An 18,732-nucleotide genomic window follows, 5' to 3' on the forward strand; every position below is an offset into this window, starting at 1 on the left:
GGATGCATGCCCACCCCTCATCGCCCCGGTCTGCGGATCTCGGCGGGTCTCACGATCCCCGAATCCGAGCTGTCGTGGCGCTTCTCGCGCTCGTCGGGGCCGGGCGGCCAGGGTGTGAACACCGCGGATTCCCGCGTCGAGCTGGTCTGGGATGCTGCGGGCAGCGCCGTGCTCTCGCCGCACCAGCGCGAGCGTCTGCTCGACAGGCTGAGCGGCCGGCTGGTGAACGGGGTGCTGACGATCGCCGCCTCCGAGCACCGCGCGCAGCTGCGCAACCGCGACGCGGCGCGGGATCGGCTGGCGGCGCTGGTCGGCGAGGCGTTGCGTCCGCCCGCACCTCCGCGGCGCGCCACCAAGCCGAGCCGCGGATCGAAAGAGCGTCGGCTGACCGCGAAGAAGCAGCGCACCGACGTCAAGAAGCTGCGCAAGCCGCCCCGCGACGGCTGAGCGGGCCTGTCAGTCCTTGCTGCCGCGCACCAGTTCGAGACCGGCGCCGGCGAACTGCCGCAGCGTGGCATCCGGCAGGAATGCTCGGGTGAGGGCCGTGCCGATGGCCGCGAGGTCGCTCTCGTCGCGGAACAGCAGGTACATCGTCTCGTAGCGCGGGTGGAACTTCTGCTTGAAGCGGTGCAGCGACGCGAAGCCGTAGACGGGCTCGAGCGCTTCGGCGAGGCGATCGCTGAGCACGGCGATGATGCCGGCATCCGGCGGATAGTCGTGCGCGAGCGGAGCGCCCGAGAGCGACATGATCTCGGCGCCCTCCTCCGAGAACTGCCTCGCAGACGACCCGATCAGGTACTCCATGACGGGCGCGAAGCCGCCGTCGCGCCGCCGCATCAGGTCGAGAGTCCACCCGCGAACGGTTCCGCCCTCGCCGTAGACCGGCAGCCACGACAGGAATCCGTCGACGTCGCCGTTCGGGGCGAGCGCCAGAGCGAGTCGCACCTCGGGGTCCTCGGCCTCGTCGAGCGTGCCGAGCGTGAACCGCATCTCAGGAAGGTCCTTGTCTCCGACCCAGGCTTCCGAGATCGCCCGCAGCTGCTGTCTCACGCCCCACGACTCGTCGGCCAGGCGGGTCAGGCGGAAGGTCATGTCCTCCCGCCCCGCTCGATTGAGCGAGCTGCGCACCGAGTTCCATCGTTTGCCGGTGAACTCCAGGCCCGGCAGGTCGACGATCGTGTCGTCCGCGACCACGAGGGTTCGCCAGCCGGAGGGCACGGCATCCCGTGTCGCGTCATCGGCGCTGAAGAAGCAGGGCACGAGGCCCGCGAGCTCGGCGGTGCGGATGAACTCCGCGACGGCGTCTGCACGCGACGCCGACGGTCCGATCGGGTCGGCCAGCGCGAGCGCGACCCCGGCTCTCCGCTGATACGCCACGATCCCTGCGGTGCTTCGGGCATAGCTGTTGCCCTCCCATGTCGTCATCCACGACAGCGTCCCGCCCCCGTGCGTGCGCAGCTCGGTCTTGACATCATCGACCGTCGGGGCGGGCTGGATGCCGAGCGGCGACTTGCGCTTCGCCCGGAACGCCCGACGCACCGCGATCAGGTAGACGAGGAGGATCAGCCAGAGGAAGCCGTTGGCGAGGTCGAGCTCGGTCTCTCCGTCCCATCGGAAATCGACCTGGGCCTGCGAGAACACCGTGATCAGGATGAGCACGAGCGCCGCCGTGAGGATGTTGAAGAGTCCGAGCAGGATCACGAGCACCCACGACCAGCGGCGGCCTCGCAGCAGCCCGTTCACGAGCACGACGATCACCACGAGATCGAACGCGAGGCCGATGAAGCCGCCCGAGGCGGGCTCGGTCGGACCGAACGGGCCGTCCGTCGCGATCAGCGTCGTGATGATCTCGACCGCTCCCAGCACCAGCAGCGAGATCACGGCGATCAGGCGCTGTTCGCGCACCGTGGTCCGCTGCACCCGCAGGCTGCGGTCGACGACCAGGATCAGCAGCACGGCGAGCAGATGCTCGAGATCGGCGACCGCACCCCAGAACAGCATCGCGATGAACACGAATCCGAGCAGCACGAGCCAGCCGCGCACCCGCCACGGCGGCCGGAAGAGTCCGATAGCCGCGGCGATGCAGGCCATGGTGCCACCGGAGGCGCCGACATCGAGCGCCTGGGCCTGCTCCTGAGCCCAGGCCCACGGCAGCTGAGAGGCGAAGAAGAGCACGAGTGCGGTGGCCAGGATCGCGAAGAGCTGCCCGACCCAGTAGTAGGCGAGCGCGACCCTGGTTCCACGGCGGTACTCGAGGTACCCCATTCCCCAGAATCCCGAGATCGTGAAGACGTACACCCAGGGTGCGTTGACGAAGAAGGTGCCGGTGAACGGTGTCCACCACATGCCCTGTGCGAGGTTGGGCAGGCCGTACGCGACGGTGTCGAACAGATCCGTCTTCTCGAACGGCCTCCACAGCCCCTGCCACACCACGCCGACGGCGAGGATCACCGCGACCATCGTGAGAGTGGCCGGCATGCGTCGCAGCACGGCGAGAACAGGATGCGATGTGGGGGTTCGCGCCTCGGTCATGCGCTCAGCGTAGCGAGGGCGACGCATCTTCCGGAGTGAGACGCCGCGGGACGTAGCGGCTCCATGCCCATCGGAACCCGACGCCGCCGAACGTCATGAACCCTGCGGCGAGAAGCATGCCTGCGATGACCCCGAGCGACGCGGCCCACGCGAACGCGCCTCCTCCGGCGATGATCGCCGAAGCGACCAGCAGACCTGCGACACACGCGTTCACGACGATCAACAGCATCACCGAGCTGCCCAGAAGGATGCTGACGCTCCGAGGGCGAAGGAACGAATAGGTCCTCTTCATGCCGAGCTGGTCGTCGTAGGGCGACGCGAGGAAGACGTCGGCGACGACAGGATCGAGGTCGACGTAGGCGCCGCGGACGCGGTTCATCGCCACGACGTACATCATGTCCTCCTCTGAGACGTTCATCACCCGCACCTGGGTCATGAAACCGATGAGTGCGAGGAATGCGAGGATCGCGAGCGAGGCTCCGCCGAACCACCCGCGGAAGCCGGATGCCTGCCCGAGAAGTCCGATCGTCACGAGTCCAGCTGAGACCAGCGTCAGGAAGATCGTGATCCGCGAGAGCACCTCGCTCTGGGCGGTGCTGCGCGCAGCGAGGAGCCCCCAGTGCTCGGTCGCGAGCAGCTGTGCCCGGCGGCCCAGCACCGCATCTGATTCCCTCGGCGGCGGCGCGGTCTCGTCATAGGATGCCGGCGTCGGCGAGTGTTCCGGCGCAGGCGGCTCGGGGGAGGAGCCCTGGCTCATATCGTTATTGTGCACCCGCGTCAGGGGGCGCCGGTATGGGTTCTTACGCCGTTCTCAGATCGTCACTGTCGCTCCGCACCGATAACGCGTTGGATGGACTCATGTCTGCGAATCGGATGCCGCGCCCCTCGCCGAACCGGCCGTGCACCGCTGGCGCGCTCGCCGCCGCATCCGTCATCGCAGTTCTCCTGCTGGCGTCATGCTCCTCCGAACCGAACCCTGTGTCGGTGCCGGCACCCGAGTCCTTCGTCGACGACCTCGATGCACCCTGGTCGATCGCCTTCCATGGCGATGTCGCTCTGGTCAGTGAGCGCGACAGCGCCCGCGTGCTCGAGGTCGGCGAGACCGGCGAGGTGCATGAGGTCGCTGTCATCGACGGCGTGGAACCCGGTGGTGAGGGCGGACTGCTCGGGCTCGCCGTGAGTGACGGCGAGCTCTTCACGTACTTCACTGCGCAGGCCGCGAACCGTGTCGAGCGGCGCGAGATCCGAGGCGAAGCCGGCGCGCTGTCGCTCGGGCCCGCGACCGTGGTGATCGACGGCATCCCCGCAGCCGGCAACCACAACGGCGGGCGCATCGCCTTCGGGCCCGACGGAATGCTGTACGTCACGACGGGCGATGCGGGAGATCGCGAGAGCGCCCAGGATCCGGACGCGCTGTCCGGCAAGATCCTGCGGCTCACGCCCGAGGGAGAGGTTCCCGCCGACAACCCCTTCGCCGAGTCGCCGGTCTACAGTCTGGGGCACCGCAATCCGCAGGGCATCGCGTGGGACGCGGATGGCGGGATGTACGCGAGCGAGTTCGGGCAGGACACCTGGGATGAACTCAACGTCATCGAGCCCGGCGGCAACTACGGCTGGCCCGAGGTCGAGGGCATCGCCGACGACGGCGACTACATCGACCCCGTGCAGCAGTGGCGGCCGGATGCCGCGAGCCCGAGCGGCATAGCCGTGACAGGGTCCGACATCGTGATCGCGAACCTCCGAGGGGAGCGCCTGCGCATCGTGCCCCTCGACGATCTGACCTCGAACGCCGAGCAGTTCGTCGGTGACTTCGGTCGGCTGCGTGACGTGGTCGTGGGGGCAGACGGCATGCTCTGGGTGCTCACGAACAACACCGACGGCCGCGGCAGCCCAGCCGAGGGCGACGACCGCATCCTCCGGCTCGACCTCGACTGACCCACCGGCGCTGCATCCGGCTCGACTCAGGCGAAGGCGTCGACGCCCGTCGCGGTGACCGAGAGCGCCCACAGTCGCTCGGCGGCCTCGGGATCGATCGCCCATTCCTTCACCCCGCCGGTGGTCATGTCGCTGTGGTCGGGAGCAACGATGCCCTTGATCGAGCAGTCCTCGCAGTACGCACCGCTGCGCTCGACCAACTCCGTGGCGGTCGCCGCCCAGAGTCCGGTGGACGCGCCTTCAGCCGGTGTCTTGAAGCGCGGGTTCGGGGTGCCGTCTTCATCGATCCAGCCGCGGGAGAGCAGCTTCTCGCGGGGCACGTGCCGCTGCAGCTCGGTCATGATCCCTCCGGGGTGCACCGAGAAGGCGAGGATGCCGCGCTCGGCGCCACGTCGTGCGAGGCCCACCGCGAACAGCGCGTTTGCCGTCTTCGACTGCCCGTATGCGACCCACGGGTCATAGGGCGTCGTCGCGAAGTCGATGTCGTCGAACAGCACGGGGGAGCGGAAATGCCCTCCGGATGAGTAGGAGATGACGCGGGCGTGGTCCGACAGCAGGTCTGCGACCCCGCCGACCAGAGCGAAGTGACCCAGATGGTTGGTGCCGAACTGCGACTCGAAGCCCTGCGCTGTGTGACCGAACGGGGTGGCCATGATGCCGGCGACATTCAGCATGAGGTCGATGGGCTGACCGTCGCGGCGCACCGACTCCGTGAAGGCCGCCACGGAGTCGAGGTCGCCGAGATCGGCGCCCCGCACGTCCACCTCTGCGATCCCGTCGAGCGCCTTCTGCGCCGCATCCACACGGCGCGCAGGAACGATCACGCGCACACCGGCATCCGCCAGCGCACGCACCGTCTCGAGTCCGAGTCCGGAGTAGCCGCCGGTGACGATCGCGGTCTGGCCGGCGAGGTCCGTGCCGGCGATCACCTCGGCCGCGGTCGAGCGGTAGCCGAACTCCGACGAGAGCGGCTGCTGGCGGGCGATCATGTCGAGAGGAGCTGTCATGATTCGACCGTACGATCTAGAGTGCACTCGAAGTCAAGGAGGAGTCCTCGTGGATGATGTGATCGACACGACGCGCACGTTCAGCATCGGCGAGCTCGCGCGCTTGGCGGGCGTGAGCGTGCATACCCTGCGCTGGTACGAGGCCGAGGGGCTGTTCCCGCGCGATGTGCCCCGCACGTCCGGCGGGCGACGGGTGTACGCGCACGATTCGCTCGCCTGGCTCGCCCTGTTGGGGCGGCTCCGCGAGTCCGGGGCGCCGATCGCGCTCCTGCGCGACTACGCCGCCCTCGTGCGCGCAGGCAGCGGCAATGAGGCCGAGCGACTCGCCCTGTTGCGCGGGCACGAGCGCTCGCTCGATGCGCAGATCGAATCGCTGATCGCCTGTCGACAGGTGATCCATGACAAGGCCAGGGGCTATCAGGAGGCGCTCGTCGCACGCGGCCTTCTCTGACTCAGCCGTTCACAGCCTCCTCGATCGCGGCCTCGAGGTCGTCCCACGCCTCCAGCACCACGGCTTCGCCGTCGATGAAGAAGCTGGGCGTGCTGCGCACTCCGAGCTGCTCGCCGTCGCTCTTGTCGGCCTGCACTCGTTCGAGCGTCGCCGGGTCGGCGATCGCGGCGTCGTAGGCGGCCATGTCGAGTCCGAGGTCCTCGGCGAGCGCCCGGAACACCTCCGGGGTCTCCTCCGACTGTTCGCCCCACTGGGCCTGGGTCTCGAACAGCCGGTGGTACATGTCCTCGAATCGGTCCTGCTCTGCCGCGGCCTCGGCGGCGAGGGCGGCCTGCGTCGAGTTGATGTGCCCGGGCAGCGGGAAGTAGCGGACCACGTAGGTGATCTCGCCGTCGTACTGCTCGCGCAGGTCTTCGACGATCGGATAGAACGCGCCGCACGCCTCGCACTCGAAGTCGAGGAATTCGACGACTGTGACGGCATCGGCACCTCCGTCGTCGAGCACGTGCGAGTCGGTGCGGACGGTCTGCAGCTTCTCGCCCTCGGGGGGAGCAGGTTCGGCTGCGCGCTGCGACATGGCGTAGACGATGCCGACGATGGCGAGGACGATCGCTACGGCGATGGCGATCAGGGTCGCCTTGACAGGGGTCTTCATGGGGTTCTCCAACGGTTCGGATCAGGCAGGGTGATGGGCCGCGACGAGAGCGCGGCCGGATCGCCGACGAGCGGCGTGCCTGATTCAGGTGCGGGAGAGCGAGAGCTGGGCGAGGGTGAGCGCGGGCACGTGCCGGCGAGGGCCGGCACGACTGGGCGCCGATGCGCGCACCGGGACTGCGTGGCGGATCAGGGTGCTGCCCCTCGCGGACCGCACCGACAGCAGCACGAGCAGGAAGCAGCAGAGTGCAGCGACGAGGACGATCCCGGCGTCCGGCGGAGCGGTCTCGGCCGCACTCGTGTCGTCGTGGTGCGCGCCGATCGACGCCACGCTCGCACCCGGCGCGAGGCACAGCGTCGTGTGCGCATCGGCCTTGCCATGCGATGTCGACCATGCGCCGATCACGAGCAGCAGGGCGAGGCCGAGTGCGAGAGCGACCCGGAGGATCAGCACCCGCTCGACGCCCTGGTGTCGCAGTCGCATCGACGGGGCATGCATGATGCCCGCAGTCTAACAATCCGGCATCGGTGCCCCCCGATCGCGGTCGCCGACAGGTGCCGGCAGAGCCGTCGCCCCCGGACCCGCCTACACTGAAGGAGTGGCGAGACTGTTGATCGTAGGCGGCTTCCTGGCCGCCATCTTCTGGGTGTACAGCATCGTCGACTGCGCAGTGCAGCCGCCGACGCGGCACCGTGGCGTGCCCAAGGCCGCCTGGATCGCCATCGTCGTCTTCATCCCGGTCATCGGCGGGATCCTCTGGTTCCTGATCGGCCGTCGTCGCATGAACGACAAAGGCTCGATCCGCCTCGTCGCTCCGGACGACGACCCCCAGTTCCTCCGCAGCATCAGCAAGACCGAGCAGGATGACCGCATCCGCCGCCTCGAAGAGGAGCTCGCGAAGCTCGAGGACGAGACCGACGAGGGCACCGCACCGGACGGCACGGCGCCGGATACGCGTCCGTGACGGAATCGCCGGCGACGGATGCCGCGGCATCCCTGATCGCCGACCTCATCGGTCACGGTGTGCGCGATCTCGTGCTCTCACCAGGCTCGCGATCTCAGTCGCTCGCGCTCGCCGCAGTGCACGCCGCGAACCAGGGTCACCTGCGCCTTCATGTGCGCATCGACGAGCGCGTCGCAGGGTTCACGGCACTGGGCCTCTCTCGTGAGACCGGCGTTCCCGCGGCGGTGCTCTGCACCTCGGGAACCGCTGTCGCGAACCTTCTCCCCGCGGCGATGGAGGCCTTCCACTCGGGAGTGCCGCTGCTGCTGCTGACGGCCGACCGTCCGCCCGAGCTGCGGGGGATCGGCGCCAACCAGGCGACGATCCAGCCCGGCATGTTCGCCGCCTGGGTGCGCGAGCAGATCGACGCACCTGTTCCTGGTGACGGCGACTGGTCAGGGCTGGCACGGCGAGCGATCGCAGCCGCGATGGGAGCGGATGCCGCACACGGCCTCCCTGGGGTCTCAGGCCCCGTGCACCTGAATCTGCCGTCGCGCGAGCCGCTGTCGGGCGACATCCCGGCTGTCGACATCGCTCCGGGCGAGGCTCCGAGACCGGTCGCCGCAGAGGCGTTCGTGCTCGAGCGCGGGCCGCGCACGGTCGTGATCGCGGGCGCCGATGCCGGGCCGGATGCCGAAGAGATCGCGCACGCCGGATCCTGGCCGCTGATCGCCGAGATCGTCAGCGGTGCCCGCTTCGGACGTCAGGTGGTGCACGGCTATCGCGCGCTGCTGAGCGACGACGGGTTGGGTGGTCGCATCGAACGCGCCGTCGTGCTCGGGCATCCGACTCTCAGCCGAGAGGTGGCCCGTCTGCTGTCGCGTGCCGACGTCGAGGTGATCGCCGTCCGCCGCGGTGGTGAGGCTCTCGACCTCAACGGGCGCACGACGCCTGCAGCATCCGTCGCGGTCGCCGCCGGCCCCGCCGATCGCGAGTGGCTCGGAGCCTGGCTCACGGCATCCGCCGCCCACGCCGTCGACCTCAGCGAGCGCGCTCCCGACCAGGACGGTCTCACCTCCTCCGATCCGTCCGCGCGACGCGATGCCGTGAAGGCCGAGCTGGCAGCCGTTCGCCGCCCGCTCGATCGCGAACTCCTCGCCGACGCCGTCTGGCGGGCGACCTGGCCGCACGACCGGCTCGTCTTCGGCTCTTCGCGTCTCGTCAGGGTGGCCGATGCGGTGCTCGGCGGCAAGAAGGTCCCGGTGCACGCCAACCGAGGACTCGCCGGGATCGACGGCACGATCGCGACCGCCACCGGCATCGCGCTTGCGAGTCAGGCCGGGGGAGCCCCGGGGGTCACCCGCGTGCTGCTCGGCGACCTCGCCTTCTTGCATGACGTCGGAGCACTGCTGCTGCCGCCGGACGAGCACGAACCGCGCATCCAGGTCATCGTGGGCAACGACGGCGGCGGCACGATCTTCGACGGCTTGGAGGTCGCGGGCACGGCGGCTCGCGCCGACCTAGACAGAGCGTTCTATACTCCGCACTCGGTGCGCCTCGAGCAGTTGGCCCTCGCCTACGGGTGGGAGTATCAGCGGGTCACGACCCGCACCGCGCTCGATCAGGCTCTCACCGCTCCGGCCGGTGGTCGTCAGCTGATCGAGGTGCCGCTCGCGCGCTGATCCGGTTCTGCGCGGCGTGCGTGGGCAGTGGCAGGATGAACGCATGACAGCGCACGAGTGGGCCAAGACCCTCCAGGTCGGCGACGGATTCCGTCTCTCCGACGTCGATCCGCAGAGCACTCCCGGGTACAGCGGCGCGAAGGCCGACGGCAAACGCGATCTCGCGGCCGGTCTCGAGGAGCTCAACCAGCTGCAGGAGCGGTTGTTCGCCGAAAGTCGAGTCGGAGTCGCCAAGGACTCGGTGCTGCTGATCCTGCAGGCCATGGACTCGGCAGGCAAGGGAGGCATCGTGCGGCACGTCGTCGGCGGCGTCGACCCGCAGGGCGTCGCGCTCACGGCCTTCAAGGCGCCGACCGATGAGGAGCTCGCGCACGACTTCCTCTGGCGCGTGGCCAAGCGGCTGCCGGAGCCGGGATTCATCGGCGTCTTCGACCGCTCGCACTACGAGGACGTGCTGATCGGTCGGGTGCGGTCGCTGGCACCGGCCGACGAGATCGAACGCCGGTATGACGCGATCAACGAGTTCGAGGCCGAGGTCGCGGCATCCGGCACCCGCATCATCAAGGTCATGCTGCACATCTCTCCCGACGAGCAGAAGGAGAGGCTGATGGAGCGGCTCGAGCGGGCCGACAAGCACTGGAAGTACAACCCGGGCGATGTCGACGAGCGACTGCTCTGGGACGACTACATGAAGGCCTATCAGACGGTGTTCGAGCGCACCTCGACCGCGGCGGCGCCGTGGCATGTGATTCCCGCGAACCACAAGTGGTTCGCCCGCCTCGCCGTGCAGGAGTTGCTGCTCGACGCGCTGCAGCAGATCGATCCGCAGTGGCCGGCGGCCGACTTCGACGTCGAGGCCGAGAAGAAGCGCCTCGCCGCGAGCTGAGCGGGCGGAGGCTCAGGCGAGAGCGTCGACCAGCGGGCGGAACTTGACCCGGGTCTCGAGCAGCTCAGACTCGGGGTCCGAGCCCGCGACGATCCCCGCGCCCGCATAGGCGGTGACGGCGATGTCGGTCTCGGCCGGGGTGAACTGCGCGCAGCGCAGCGCGATGGCCCACTCGCCGTTGCCGGCCCCGTCGACCCATCCGACCGGACCGGCATAGCGTCCGCGGTCGAACGGCTCGAGTTCGCGGATCGCCGCGATCGCGGCGGACGTCGGTGTTCCCGCCACAGCGGCCGTCGGATGCAGAGCGCCGACCAGGTCGAGCGACGAGCCGCCGTCGGCCAGCTCGCCCTCGACGTCCGTCGCCAGGTGGAAGAGGTTCGGCAGCTTGAGCAGAAAAGGCTGCTCGCTCGCGGCCAGCGCGCGCGTGTGCGGGCGCAGCGAGGCGAGCACACTCTGCACCGCATACTCGTGCTCGTCGAGATCCTTGGTGCTCGAGGCCAGATGAGCGGATGCCGAGGTGTCGGCGTCCGCATCGGCTCCTCGCCCGATGGTTCCGGCCAGCACACGGGCGGTGACGGTGCGCTGCTGCACGGTGACGAGGGTCTCGGGGCTCGCGCCGATCAGGCCGTCGACCGCGAAGGCCCAGGTGTCGGGGTATCCGGTCGACAGCGCGCGCACGAGCCGGCGCAGGTCGGATCCCGCCGGGATGCTGCCGGTGAGGTCGCGAGCGAGCACGACCTTGCTGAGCCCGCCGTCGGCGATGCGGGCGAGCGCCTGACGCACGGAGTCCTGGTAGCCCTGCGGGCTCTGCGCCCCCGGCCCGACGGTGCCCGCCCAGTGGGGGCCGTAGGTGATCGTCGACGCGTCGGGCTGTGTTTCGAGAGCGGGGGTCGTCGACGAGCGGATGCGGGTGAGCCATGTGCGCCCGTGGTGTCGGCCGATCACGAGTGCCGGCACGACCAGGACGCTGTCAGCGGCGGAGTCCTCGTCGAAGGTCAGCGCACCGAAGGCGACGAGCCCCGAGCCGGGGAGCCGGAGGTCGTCGTCGATCTCGGCATCCTGCGCCAGGTCTCGCCAGGCGGCGGCGATTGCGGCCGAGCGCATGGACGCAGCGCCCGCGGGGATGCGGATCGTCTCGACCACGCCGTGTCCCACGGCGACGATGCCGTCACCGCGGCGCAGCCATGCGAGGGGCCGCGCCGGGTCGGCGTAGGCCAGGAGATCCTCGACCGGATCGATTTCTCGGGTCTCCACGACCAGCCTGCTGCTCACCCCTCCAGCCTAGTTGTCGCTCGACGACCGGGATGTGAGAGACCCCGCCTACGCTGAGTGCATGAGCGACGCCCGCCCCGAACCCGGCACCGAGATGATCTTCCAGTGGCGCAAATGGGACGGCTCTGCGCATTGGCGTCACGAGTGCGTGTATCTCGGTGCCGACGAGTGGGGCGACTGGCTCGGTCAGCCGGTCGGCTGGCCCAGTGCTCGACCTGGCGCGGCCTACATCGCACAGACTCCCAACGTCACCCTGGTGCCGCGACAGCCCGACTTCGCCCTGACGGTGAATCGCGATCATCCGAATGGCATGCGGGTCTACATCGACATCGGATGGGATGTGTGCTGGTCCGATGACCCGCTGCTGGCGGTCGGCATCGACATGGACCTCGACGTCGTGCGGGTCGATGGGCCGCGGGGCATCTGGGTCGACGACCGCGACGAGTGGGCAGAGCACAGCGTGCGCTACGGATACCCCGCCGAGATCGTCACCAGACTCGAAGCCCTCGCACTCGACCTCGAGCAGCGCGTGCGCGATCAGACCGCTCCGTTCGACGATGCGACCCCGGATCTCTGGCTCGATCGCCTCGACGCGCTGCACCTCGCGCCTAGACTGGGCCTGTGACCTCGAACGAAGCAAACCGCGCCGATCTCGGCAAGGACCCCGCCCGCGTCAGCGGCATGTTCGACCAGGTCGCCGCGGGCTACGACCGCACGAACACGGCGATGACGGTCGGCAACGACGCCCTCTGGCGCGCAGCGACGACCAGGGCTGTCGCCCCGAAGCCGGGGGAGAAGATCCTCGACCTCGGCGCAGGCACCGCGTCGTCATCGGCATCCCTCGCCCGCAGCGGAGCGCAGGTCGTCGCCGCCGACTTCTCGCCCGGCATGCTCGCCGAGGGCAAGCGTCGTCACGGCAGCATCCGCAATCTCTCGTTCGTGCAGGCCGATGCCACCGATCTGCCCTTCGAAGACGGCGAGTTCGACGCCGTCACCATGTCGTACGCCCTTCGCAACGTCAACGATCCCAAGAAGGCGCTGCGTGAACTGCTGCGGGTGACCAAGCCGGGCGGTCGCCTCGTGATCAACGAGTTCTCGACCCCGCCTGGCACCCTGTTCCGTGCCGGATACCGCTTCTACAACTCGCAGGTGCTGCCCCGGGTGGCCCGTGTCGCCGGCACCAACGGCGACGCCTACGACTACCTGAACGAGTCGATCCGCGACTGGCCCGACCAGAAGAAGCTCGCCGCGTGGATCCGCGAGGCCGGGTGGACCGAGGTCGAGTACCGCAACCTCTCGTTCGGGATCGTCGCACTGCACCGGGCGTTCAAGGCCGCGTGAGCACGACGCGCGAACCGCCACGGCTGACGACGGTAGGCTGAGACCGTGACTTCGAGCCGCGTAGCCCCTGGTTCGCGACTGGCGAGCCGTCTCGGTTTCAGCGACCGTGTCTTCATCGGCACTGCAGGTCGGCGCATCGCGCAGGCGATCGAAGACGGTCTCGAGCTCGTCGAGACCGGCCTCGCCGAAGACGTGCGCGTCGCCGATCCTCTCGCCGATGCCGCGAGCCGCTATCTCTACGAGGCCGGTGGCAAGCGCATCCGCCCCGTCCTCACGCTGCTCGCCGCTCAGCTCGGCGACGGCAATACCGAGAAGGTGATCGACGTCGCCAAGGCGCTCGAGATCACCCACCTCGGCTCGCTGTACCACGACGACGTCATGGACGGCGCAGACCGCCGTCGCGGTGTTCCCGCCGCGCAGACGGTGTGGGGCAACAACATCGCCATCCTCACCGGCGACATCCTGTTCTCGCGTGCGAGCCAGCTGATGTCGCGTCTGGGGGAGCGGGCGATCCGGCTGCAGGCCGACACGTTCGAGCGGCTGGTCCTGGGGCAGATGCACGAGACGATCGGCGCCCAGCCGGACGACGACCCCATCGAGTTCTACCTCCAGGTGCTCGCCGACAAGACCGGTTCCCTGATCGCCGCGGCGACCCAGGGCGGTGTGATCTTCTCGAACGCCCCCTCGGAATACGAAGAGCCGCTGCGCGTGTACGGCGAGAAGATCGGCGTCGCCTTCCAGCTGCTCGACGACGTGATCGACCTGTCGGCCAAGCCCGAGGACACGGGCAAGGTGCCTGGCACCGACCTGCGCGCCGGCGTTCCGACGATGCCGTACCTGCTGCTCAAGGCCGAGACCGACGACGCGTCGATCGACCTCGCCGCCCGCATCGACGACGGCGTGACGCGCATCGCCGACGGCGCGGACCCCGGAATCCTCGACGAGCCGCTCACCGAGCTCCGCGACCACGTCGGCACCCAGAAGACTCTCGCGCTCGCGCACACCTGGACCCAGGATGCGATCGACGCGCTCGCCCCGCTTCCGCGCGGCACCGTGCGCGAAGCGCTCACCCGTTTCGCTGAGACCCTCGTCGAACGCTCCAGCTGACCGCGTCGCGGCCCTCGGCCGCGTGCGTCGGGCGTGACGGCATACGAAAGGACCCCTTATGACCAAGCTCAGACTGGCCATCGTCGGAGCGGGCCCCGCCGGCATCTACGCCGCCGACATCCTGCTGAAGGCCGAGCGCAAGTTCGACGTCTCCATCGATCTCTTCGAGCAGCTTCCGGCCCCTTACGGCCTGGTCCGCTACGGCGTCGCCCCCGACCACCCCCGCATCAAGGGCATCATCAACGCGCTCCGCGATGTGCTCGACCGCGGCGACATCCGTCTGTTCGGCAACGTCCGCTTCGGCGAGGACATCACGCTCGACGATCTGAAGAACCACTACAACGCGGTGATCTTCGCCACCGGCGCGATCCGCGACACCACGCTCGACGTCCCCGGCATCGACGCGGTCGCCTCCTACGGAGCGGCCGACTACGTGAGCTGGTTCGACGGACACCCCGATGTGCCGCGCGAGTGGCCGCTGGATGCCGCATCGGTCGGCGTGCTCGGCAACGGCAACGTCGCTCTCGACGTCGCCCGCATGCTGGCGAAGCACGCCGAAGACCTGCTGGTCACCGAGGTCCCCGAGAACGTCTACGAGGGACTGAAGGCGAGTGCTGTCACCGACGTGCACGTATTCGGTCGCCGTGGCCCGGCGCAGGTCAAGTTCACCCCGCTCGAGCTGCGCGAGCTCGGCGAGCTGCGCGACGTCGACATGGTCGTGTACGACGAGGACTTCGACTACGACGAGGCGTCGAAGGACGCGGTTGCGAGCAACAAGCAGGTCATGGTCATCGACCGCATCCTGCAGTCGTGGCGCAAGCGCGACTCGGTGAACAACGCGGGGGGCACGGCATCCCGTCGTCTGCACCTGCACTTCTGGGCCCGCCCGGTCGAGGTCCGCAAGGACGAGGCCGGTCGCGTGGCGGCCCTCGTCTACGAGCGCACGAAGCCCGACGGACAGGGCGGCGCAGTGGGCACGGGTGAGATGCGCGAGGTGCCGCTGCAGGCGCTCTACCGCGCGATCGGATACTTCGGCTCGCCGCTTCCCGGTGTGCCCTTCGACAAGAAGCACGGCGTCATTCCCAACCGCGAGGGCCAGGTGCTCGCGAAGGACTCGAACCAGCAGATGACCGGCATCTACGCGACCGGCTGGATCAAGCGCGGCCCGGTGGGCCTCATCGGCCACACGAAGTCGGATGCCATGGAGACCGTGCGGCACATCATCAACGACCAGGGCTCGTGGTGGCACCCGGAAGACCCGTCAGAAGAGGCGATCCCCGCGCTGCTGCAGGAACGTGGGGTCAAGTGGACCGACCTCGAGGGTTGGCATCGACTCGACGAGCACGAGGTCGGCCTCGGCGCGCCGCAGGAGCGTGCCCGCGTCAAGGTCGTGCCGCGTGACGAGATGGTGCGCGTCTCTCGCGGAGAGTGACCGACACCGGATCGTTGTCGACACCTCGCGTGTCGGATCCCTCGGGTCTCTAGGCTGAACCCATGCGACTGCGTCACTTCGTCGTGCTCGGCACTGCTGCCCTGCTGCTCGTCTCAGGGTGCACGGCCGAGCCGACATCCGAGCAGACACCGAGGCCGACGGCATCCCCGTCGGCGTCGGCGAGCCCGACTCCCACTGCGGAGCCCATCGTCGAGCCGGAAGCGGCCTTCGACGTGAGCTGCGACGATGTCGCGGCCGAGATGGCCGCACTTCTGGGCGAGCTTTCGACACCGATGGAGCCGGTGCTCTCGGTGCTGTCGGCAGCGGGCTGGCTTCCCGGGCCGGCGCAGCACATGTTCCAGCGGGCCGGTGGAATCGCCTGCTCGGCTGGCGACATCGAGCGCAATTGGGAGGTCACGATCGTGCCCGACGCACAGGCTGTGATCGCCGGTGCGACCGAGCGCGAGGGCTTCTGGGGTGAGCAGGTGGGCTGCGGCGACGGACGCTGCGGGGCCGAGCTGCCCGACGGAGATGTGCTGCTGTCGGCCACCGTTGTCGACCCCGAACTCGGCGAGGGCGACACCGCCCGGATCGAGGAGGCCCTGCGGCGGATCGCCTCGACGGCGGCGTCGAGCGTGCGCGAGGTCGAGTATGTCGACAGCGACATCGTCGGTGCTCCGTGCGAGCGTTTCGTCACGCCCGAGGAGGTGGCCGCGTCGGCAGGTGAAGAGGTGATCCTCTTCGATAACTTCGGCGGGTGGGGCATCCCGGCGGAGGTGTATCAGTACGTCAACGGCTCGCGGATCTGCTACTACACATCCGCCGAGGGCGATATGGAGACCGTGCGGAGCTATCTGATGCTCACGACGCTTCCCGCGGGAGCATGGGCGTTCGAGAAGCTCGACGGCGACCCTGTCGAGGTGGAGGGCGCCGATGCCGCCAAAGCCAGCACGGGCGAGCACGGCGAGAACATCCTCGACGTGCGCGTCGGCCTCGACTGGATCCGGCTGATGACGTACGACAACGGATCGGGCGCGGCCGATCCGGCTCCGCTGGCAGAGGTCGTCGTGCGCAACCTCACGGTCGGACACACCGCTCCCGAGTAGCCTGCCCGCCGTCGGCTAGCCTGGCGGCATGCCTGAGTGGATACCGGACGTTCTCGGTGACGAGTTCGCGCAGCTCACGCTCGAACTCGGTGAGGACGACGAGGGGCCGCTGGTCGCCACGCTCGTGAGAGCCCTGCCGCGGGAGCAGCCCTGGTGGGATCGTGTGAGCGGGCACCGTCTTCCGCTCGATGACGTCGACGTGCTCTACGTGCACGGCTGGTCTGACTACTTCTTCCAGAAGCGACTCGCTCGCTTCTGGACCGCGCGAGGAGCGCGCTTCTTCGCCCTCGATCTGCGCAAGTACGGACGCAGCCTGCGCGACGGTCAGACCCCCGGCTACATCACCGACCTCGCCGCGTACGACGACGACATCGCCGCCGCGCTGCATGCGATGGGGCGCGACCCCGAGGGCACTGCATCCACGCGCCGTCTGGTGCTTCTCGGACACTCGACCGGCGGGCTCACGCTGAGCCTGTGGGCGTCGCGGCACCCCGAGACGGTCGACGCGGTGATCCTGAACAGTCCGTGGCTCGAGTTCCAGGTCGCATCGGCCCGCCCCCTGATCGCTCCTGTCGCAGAGCTGCAGGCGCGGTGGGCTCCGAGGGAGGTCGCCCCGCAGGTCGATCTCGGGTTCTACACCCGCGCGCAGCAGGAGGTCGCCGACCCCGACGACCCGGTCGACGTGAATCCGATATGGCGCCCGGCGCAGACCATGGCCGTGCACGCAGGATGGTTCCACGCGATCCTCTCCGGACACGCCAAGGTGTCGGCGGGGCTGACGATCGACGCGCCCGTGTGCGTGCTGCTGGCGGCGCGCTCGGCGACGCCCGCTCGATGGTCGGAGGACCTGACCCGAGCAGACTCGGTTCTGGTCGTCGACGACATCGCGCGGGCGGCGCTCAAGCTCGGTCCGTCTGTCACTGTCGAGCGCATCGACGGCGCCCTGCACGATGTCTTCCTCTCGCGTCACGAGGCGAGAGAGGAAGCGTATCGCCGCCTCGGCCGGTGGGTCAGAGGGTGGACGGCCGCGCGCTGACAGCGATCAGACGCAGCGATCAGACGTAGTGCATCAGTCGCGCTTGGCGCTCGGCGTCGTCGGCATCGCCGCGCAGCACCGCGTCGTGGAAGTCCCGATAGACCTGGAGCATGCGCTCCCGGTCGTTCTCGGGCACGCTCCAGCCGCGGAGGTTGCGGAACAGGGCCATGCTCGCGTCGTTGATCAGCACCTGATGCTGCGCGTTTCGACTGCGCGTACTGAGAAACGAGAACACCGCCCACCGTGTGTTGGAGATGTGCACGTCGTCATCGAGCGCCGTGTACATCTCTTCGACGAGTTCCGCGAGGCTTTCGCGTTCCGCCTGGCTCATGCGCGCGACGCCCATTCGCGCCGCCATCCCCGCCTGATACCCCGCGAACTCGAGCGTCTGCTCGACGGTCTCGGGTGTGACCGCCGTGACCTCGGTGTATCTGCTCGGGTACATCGTCACGAGCCCGAGACGCTCGAGGCGCTGTAACGCCTCTCGCACGGGTGTCCGTGACACGTGCAGTTCTTCAGCGACATCGACATCGCGGATCCGGTAACCCGGCTCCAGCACACCGTCGACGATCTGCGCGCCGATGTGCTGAAAAACCTCCTCCGCTAAGAGCTGCTTGCTTTCTCTGACACTCGTCATCGAGATGTTGTTGTTCATGGACTGCCCCCAGTTGCTTTCCAGATCCGGGCTCCCCATGATGTGCCCGGACGGCCACTACATCACGAAGTGGATCGTGATGCCAATAATCCACAGACGAGTTTTCAGACGAGCCTGTCGGCGCTCGCCCTCGGCGCGTCGTCGCAGGATTCAGTACGGGTGATTTTCTGTGGCCGACGGGTGTTGGGACACCCGCCGGCCACAGACGATGGCGTGCACGGAGCTGTACTGCGCCCAGTCCCCACAAGGCGGGAACCGCGATCCGCGAAGCGCGGAACCGAGGTTCGGCAGCGCGTCATGCATCGCCGCATCGTCCGTCGCATTCGGGACGCGACTGCATCCAGTCTCGGGTACTGCCGCCCATATATCGGAATGGGATCGGAGGGCAGGGAGAAGGGGGGGCGGATGATCGGCGCCTGTCCCCCTGAGATCTGAGAGGTCAGCGGCAGCGTGCTGCCGAACTCGTCGCACTCCGATCGATCTCGACCGTGCACGATGTGCGGTCGTACAGCGGAGGGACTCTCGCTCGGATCACGCGATCCCGATGAGGAAGAGCCCCTCGACCGGAGCGTCGCCGACGCCGGCCCCCAGACCGTGGCCGGTGCACGCTCTCGTGCGTCATGCTACGCCCGATGTTCGCGAGCCGATACCCCATGTCGGATTCCTTGCGAAAGCGCACGCAGGACCACTAG

19 protein-coding genes are annotated in these 18,732 nt (G+C 68.7%); 12 read left to right on the forward strand and 7 right to left on the reverse strand.

Annotated elements, in window-relative coordinates:
* The first annotated feature begins 6 nt into the window (after positions 1–6).
* Complete coding sequence (gene arfB, locus RQG82_RS08980; RefSeq protein ID WP_311258746.1) at positions 7–447, forward strand: alternative ribosome rescue aminoacyl-tRNA hydrolase ArfB; 441 nt, start codon at positions 7–9, stop codon at positions 445–447.
* 9 nt (positions 448–456) lie between these two features.
* Here arfB and RQG82_RS08985 read toward each other — a convergent pair whose 3' ends face one another.
* Together RQG82_RS08985 and RQG82_RS08990 are read right to left on the reverse strand one after the other, a co-directional pair.
* Entirely contained in the window at positions 457–2,532 is a 2,076-nt protein-coding gene (locus RQG82_RS08985; RefSeq protein WP_311258747.1) for a DUF2156 domain-containing protein, read from the reverse strand.
* 4 nt (positions 2,533–2,536) lie between these two features.
* A complete protein-coding gene (locus RQG82_RS08990; RefSeq protein WP_311258748.1) occupies positions 2,537–3,289 on the reverse strand; it encodes a hypothetical protein in 753 nt (250 codons plus the stop codon).
* Between the two features lie 101 nt (positions 3,290–3,390).
* On the opposite strand from RQG82_RS08990, the gene RQG82_RS08995 reads away from it, so the two are divergent.
* Positions 3,391–4,467 carry a PQQ-dependent sugar dehydrogenase gene (locus tag RQG82_RS08995; protein WP_311258749.1) on the forward strand — a complete coding sequence of 359 codons (1,077 nt, stop codon included), beginning with the start codon at positions 3,391–3,393 and terminating at the stop codon, positions 4,465–4,467.
* Between the two features lie 26 nt (positions 4,468–4,493).
* On the opposite strand, the gene RQG82_RS09000 is transcribed toward RQG82_RS08995, so the two are convergent.
* A complete protein-coding gene (locus RQG82_RS09000) occupies positions 4,494–5,474 on the reverse strand; it encodes an oxidoreductase (RefSeq protein WP_311258750.1) in 981 nt (326 codons plus the stop codon).
* Between the two features lie 49 nt (positions 5,475–5,523).
* Here RQG82_RS09000 and RQG82_RS09005 point away from each other — a divergent pair, with 49 nt between their 5' ends.
* Entirely contained in the window at positions 5,524–5,925 is a 402-nt protein-coding gene (locus RQG82_RS09005; protein ID WP_311258751.1) for a MerR family transcriptional regulator, read from the forward strand.
* 1 nt (position 5,926) lies between these two features.
* Here RQG82_RS09005 and RQG82_RS09010 read toward each other — a convergent pair whose 3' ends face one another.
* Positions 5,927–6,580: a thioredoxin domain-containing protein gene (locus RQG82_RS09010; RefSeq protein ID WP_311258752.1), complete on the reverse strand. Its 654-nt coding sequence runs from the start codon at positions 6,578–6,580 to the stop codon at positions 5,927–5,929.
* An 84-nt stretch (positions 6,581–6,664) separates the two neighbouring features.
* Positions 6,665–7,078 (reverse strand): hypothetical protein, encoded by a 414-nt coding sequence (locus tag RQG82_RS09015; RefSeq protein ID WP_311258753.1) that lies wholly within the window; start codon positions 7,076–7,078, stop codon positions 6,665–6,667.
* Between the two features lie 100 nt (positions 7,079–7,178).
* On the opposite strand from RQG82_RS09015, the gene RQG82_RS09020 reads away from it, so the two are divergent.
* Genes RQG82_RS09020 through RQG82_RS09030 form a run of 3 tightly spaced genes read left to right on the forward strand, consistent with a single transcriptional unit; the run spans position 7,179 to position 10,091 of the window.
* Positions 7,179–7,544, forward strand: a complete 366-nt coding sequence (locus tag RQG82_RS09020; RefSeq protein ID WP_311258754.1) for a PLDc N-terminal domain-containing protein — start codon at positions 7,179–7,181, stop codon at positions 7,542–7,544.
* Entirely contained in the window at positions 7,541–9,205 is a 1,665-nt protein-coding gene (gene menD / locus RQG82_RS09025; protein ID WP_311258755.1) for a 2-succinyl-5-enolpyruvyl-6-hydroxy-3-cyclohexene-1-carboxylic-acid synthase, read from the forward strand. Before RQG82_RS09020 ends, menD begins: the two co-directional genes overlap by 4 nt.
* Positions 9,206–9,248: 43 nt before the next feature.
* Positions 9,249–10,091: a polyphosphate kinase 2 family protein gene (locus RQG82_RS09030; protein WP_311258756.1), complete on the forward strand. Its 843-nt coding sequence runs from the start codon at positions 9,249–9,251 to the stop codon at positions 10,089–10,091.
* A gap of 12 nt (positions 10,092–10,103) precedes the next feature.
* Here the strand turns inward: RQG82_RS09030 and RQG82_RS09035 are convergent, their stop codons facing one another.
* Positions 10,104–11,363 (reverse strand): isochorismate synthase, encoded by a 1,260-nt coding sequence (locus RQG82_RS09035; RefSeq protein WP_311258757.1) that lies wholly within the window; start codon positions 11,361–11,363, stop codon positions 10,104–10,106.
* Between the two features lie 61 nt (positions 11,364–11,424).
* On the opposite strand from RQG82_RS09035, the gene RQG82_RS09040 reads away from it, so the two are divergent.
* The 6 genes from RQG82_RS09040 (at position 11,425) to RQG82_RS09065 (ending at position 17,385) form a co-directional block, all read left to right on the forward strand.
* Positions 11,425–11,988 (forward strand): hypothetical protein, encoded by a 564-nt coding sequence (locus tag RQG82_RS09040; protein ID WP_311258758.1) that lies wholly within the window; start codon positions 11,425–11,427, stop codon positions 11,986–11,988.
* Positions 11,985–12,704, forward strand: coding sequence for a class I SAM-dependent methyltransferase (locus tag RQG82_RS09045; protein WP_311258759.1), 720 nt, complete (start codon positions 11,985–11,987; stop codon positions 12,702–12,704). Before RQG82_RS09040 ends, RQG82_RS09045 begins: the two co-directional genes overlap by 4 nt.
* 45 nt (positions 12,705–12,749) lie before the next feature.
* Positions 12,750–13,811 (forward strand): polyprenyl synthetase family protein, encoded by a 1,062-nt coding sequence (locus RQG82_RS09050; protein ID WP_311258760.1) that lies wholly within the window; start codon positions 12,750–12,752, stop codon positions 13,809–13,811.
* A 58-nt stretch (positions 13,812–13,869) separates the two neighbouring features.
* Positions 13,870–15,243 (forward strand): FAD-dependent oxidoreductase, encoded by a 1,374-nt coding sequence (locus RQG82_RS09055; protein WP_311258761.1) that lies wholly within the window; start codon positions 13,870–13,872, stop codon positions 15,241–15,243.
* A 62-nt stretch (positions 15,244–15,305) separates the two neighbouring features.
* Positions 15,306–16,349 carry a hypothetical protein gene (locus tag RQG82_RS09060; RefSeq protein ID WP_311258762.1) on the forward strand — a complete coding sequence of 348 codons (1,044 nt, stop codon included), beginning with the start codon at positions 15,306–15,308 and terminating at the stop codon, positions 16,347–16,349.
* A gap of 28 nt (positions 16,350–16,377) precedes the next feature.
* The gene (locus RQG82_RS09065; RefSeq protein WP_311258763.1) at positions 16,378–17,385 is read left to right on the forward strand and encodes an alpha/beta hydrolase; all 1,008 of its coding nucleotides are present in this window, start codon (positions 16,378–16,380) and stop codon (positions 17,383–17,385) included.
* 19 nt (positions 17,386–17,404) lie between these two features.
* On the opposite strand, the gene RQG82_RS09070 is transcribed toward RQG82_RS09065, so the two are convergent.
* Positions 17,405–18,040 (reverse strand): GntR family transcriptional regulator, encoded by a 636-nt coding sequence (locus RQG82_RS09070; protein ID WP_311258764.1) that lies wholly within the window; start codon positions 18,038–18,040, stop codon positions 17,405–17,407.
* Positions 18,041–18,732 lie beyond the last annotated feature (692 nt).

The sequence above is a fragment of the Microbacterium sp. WCS2018Hpa-9 genome, from assembly GCF_031843745.1.
Classification (GTDB): Bacteria; Actinomycetota; Actinomycetes; order Actinomycetales; family Microbacteriaceae; genus Microbacterium.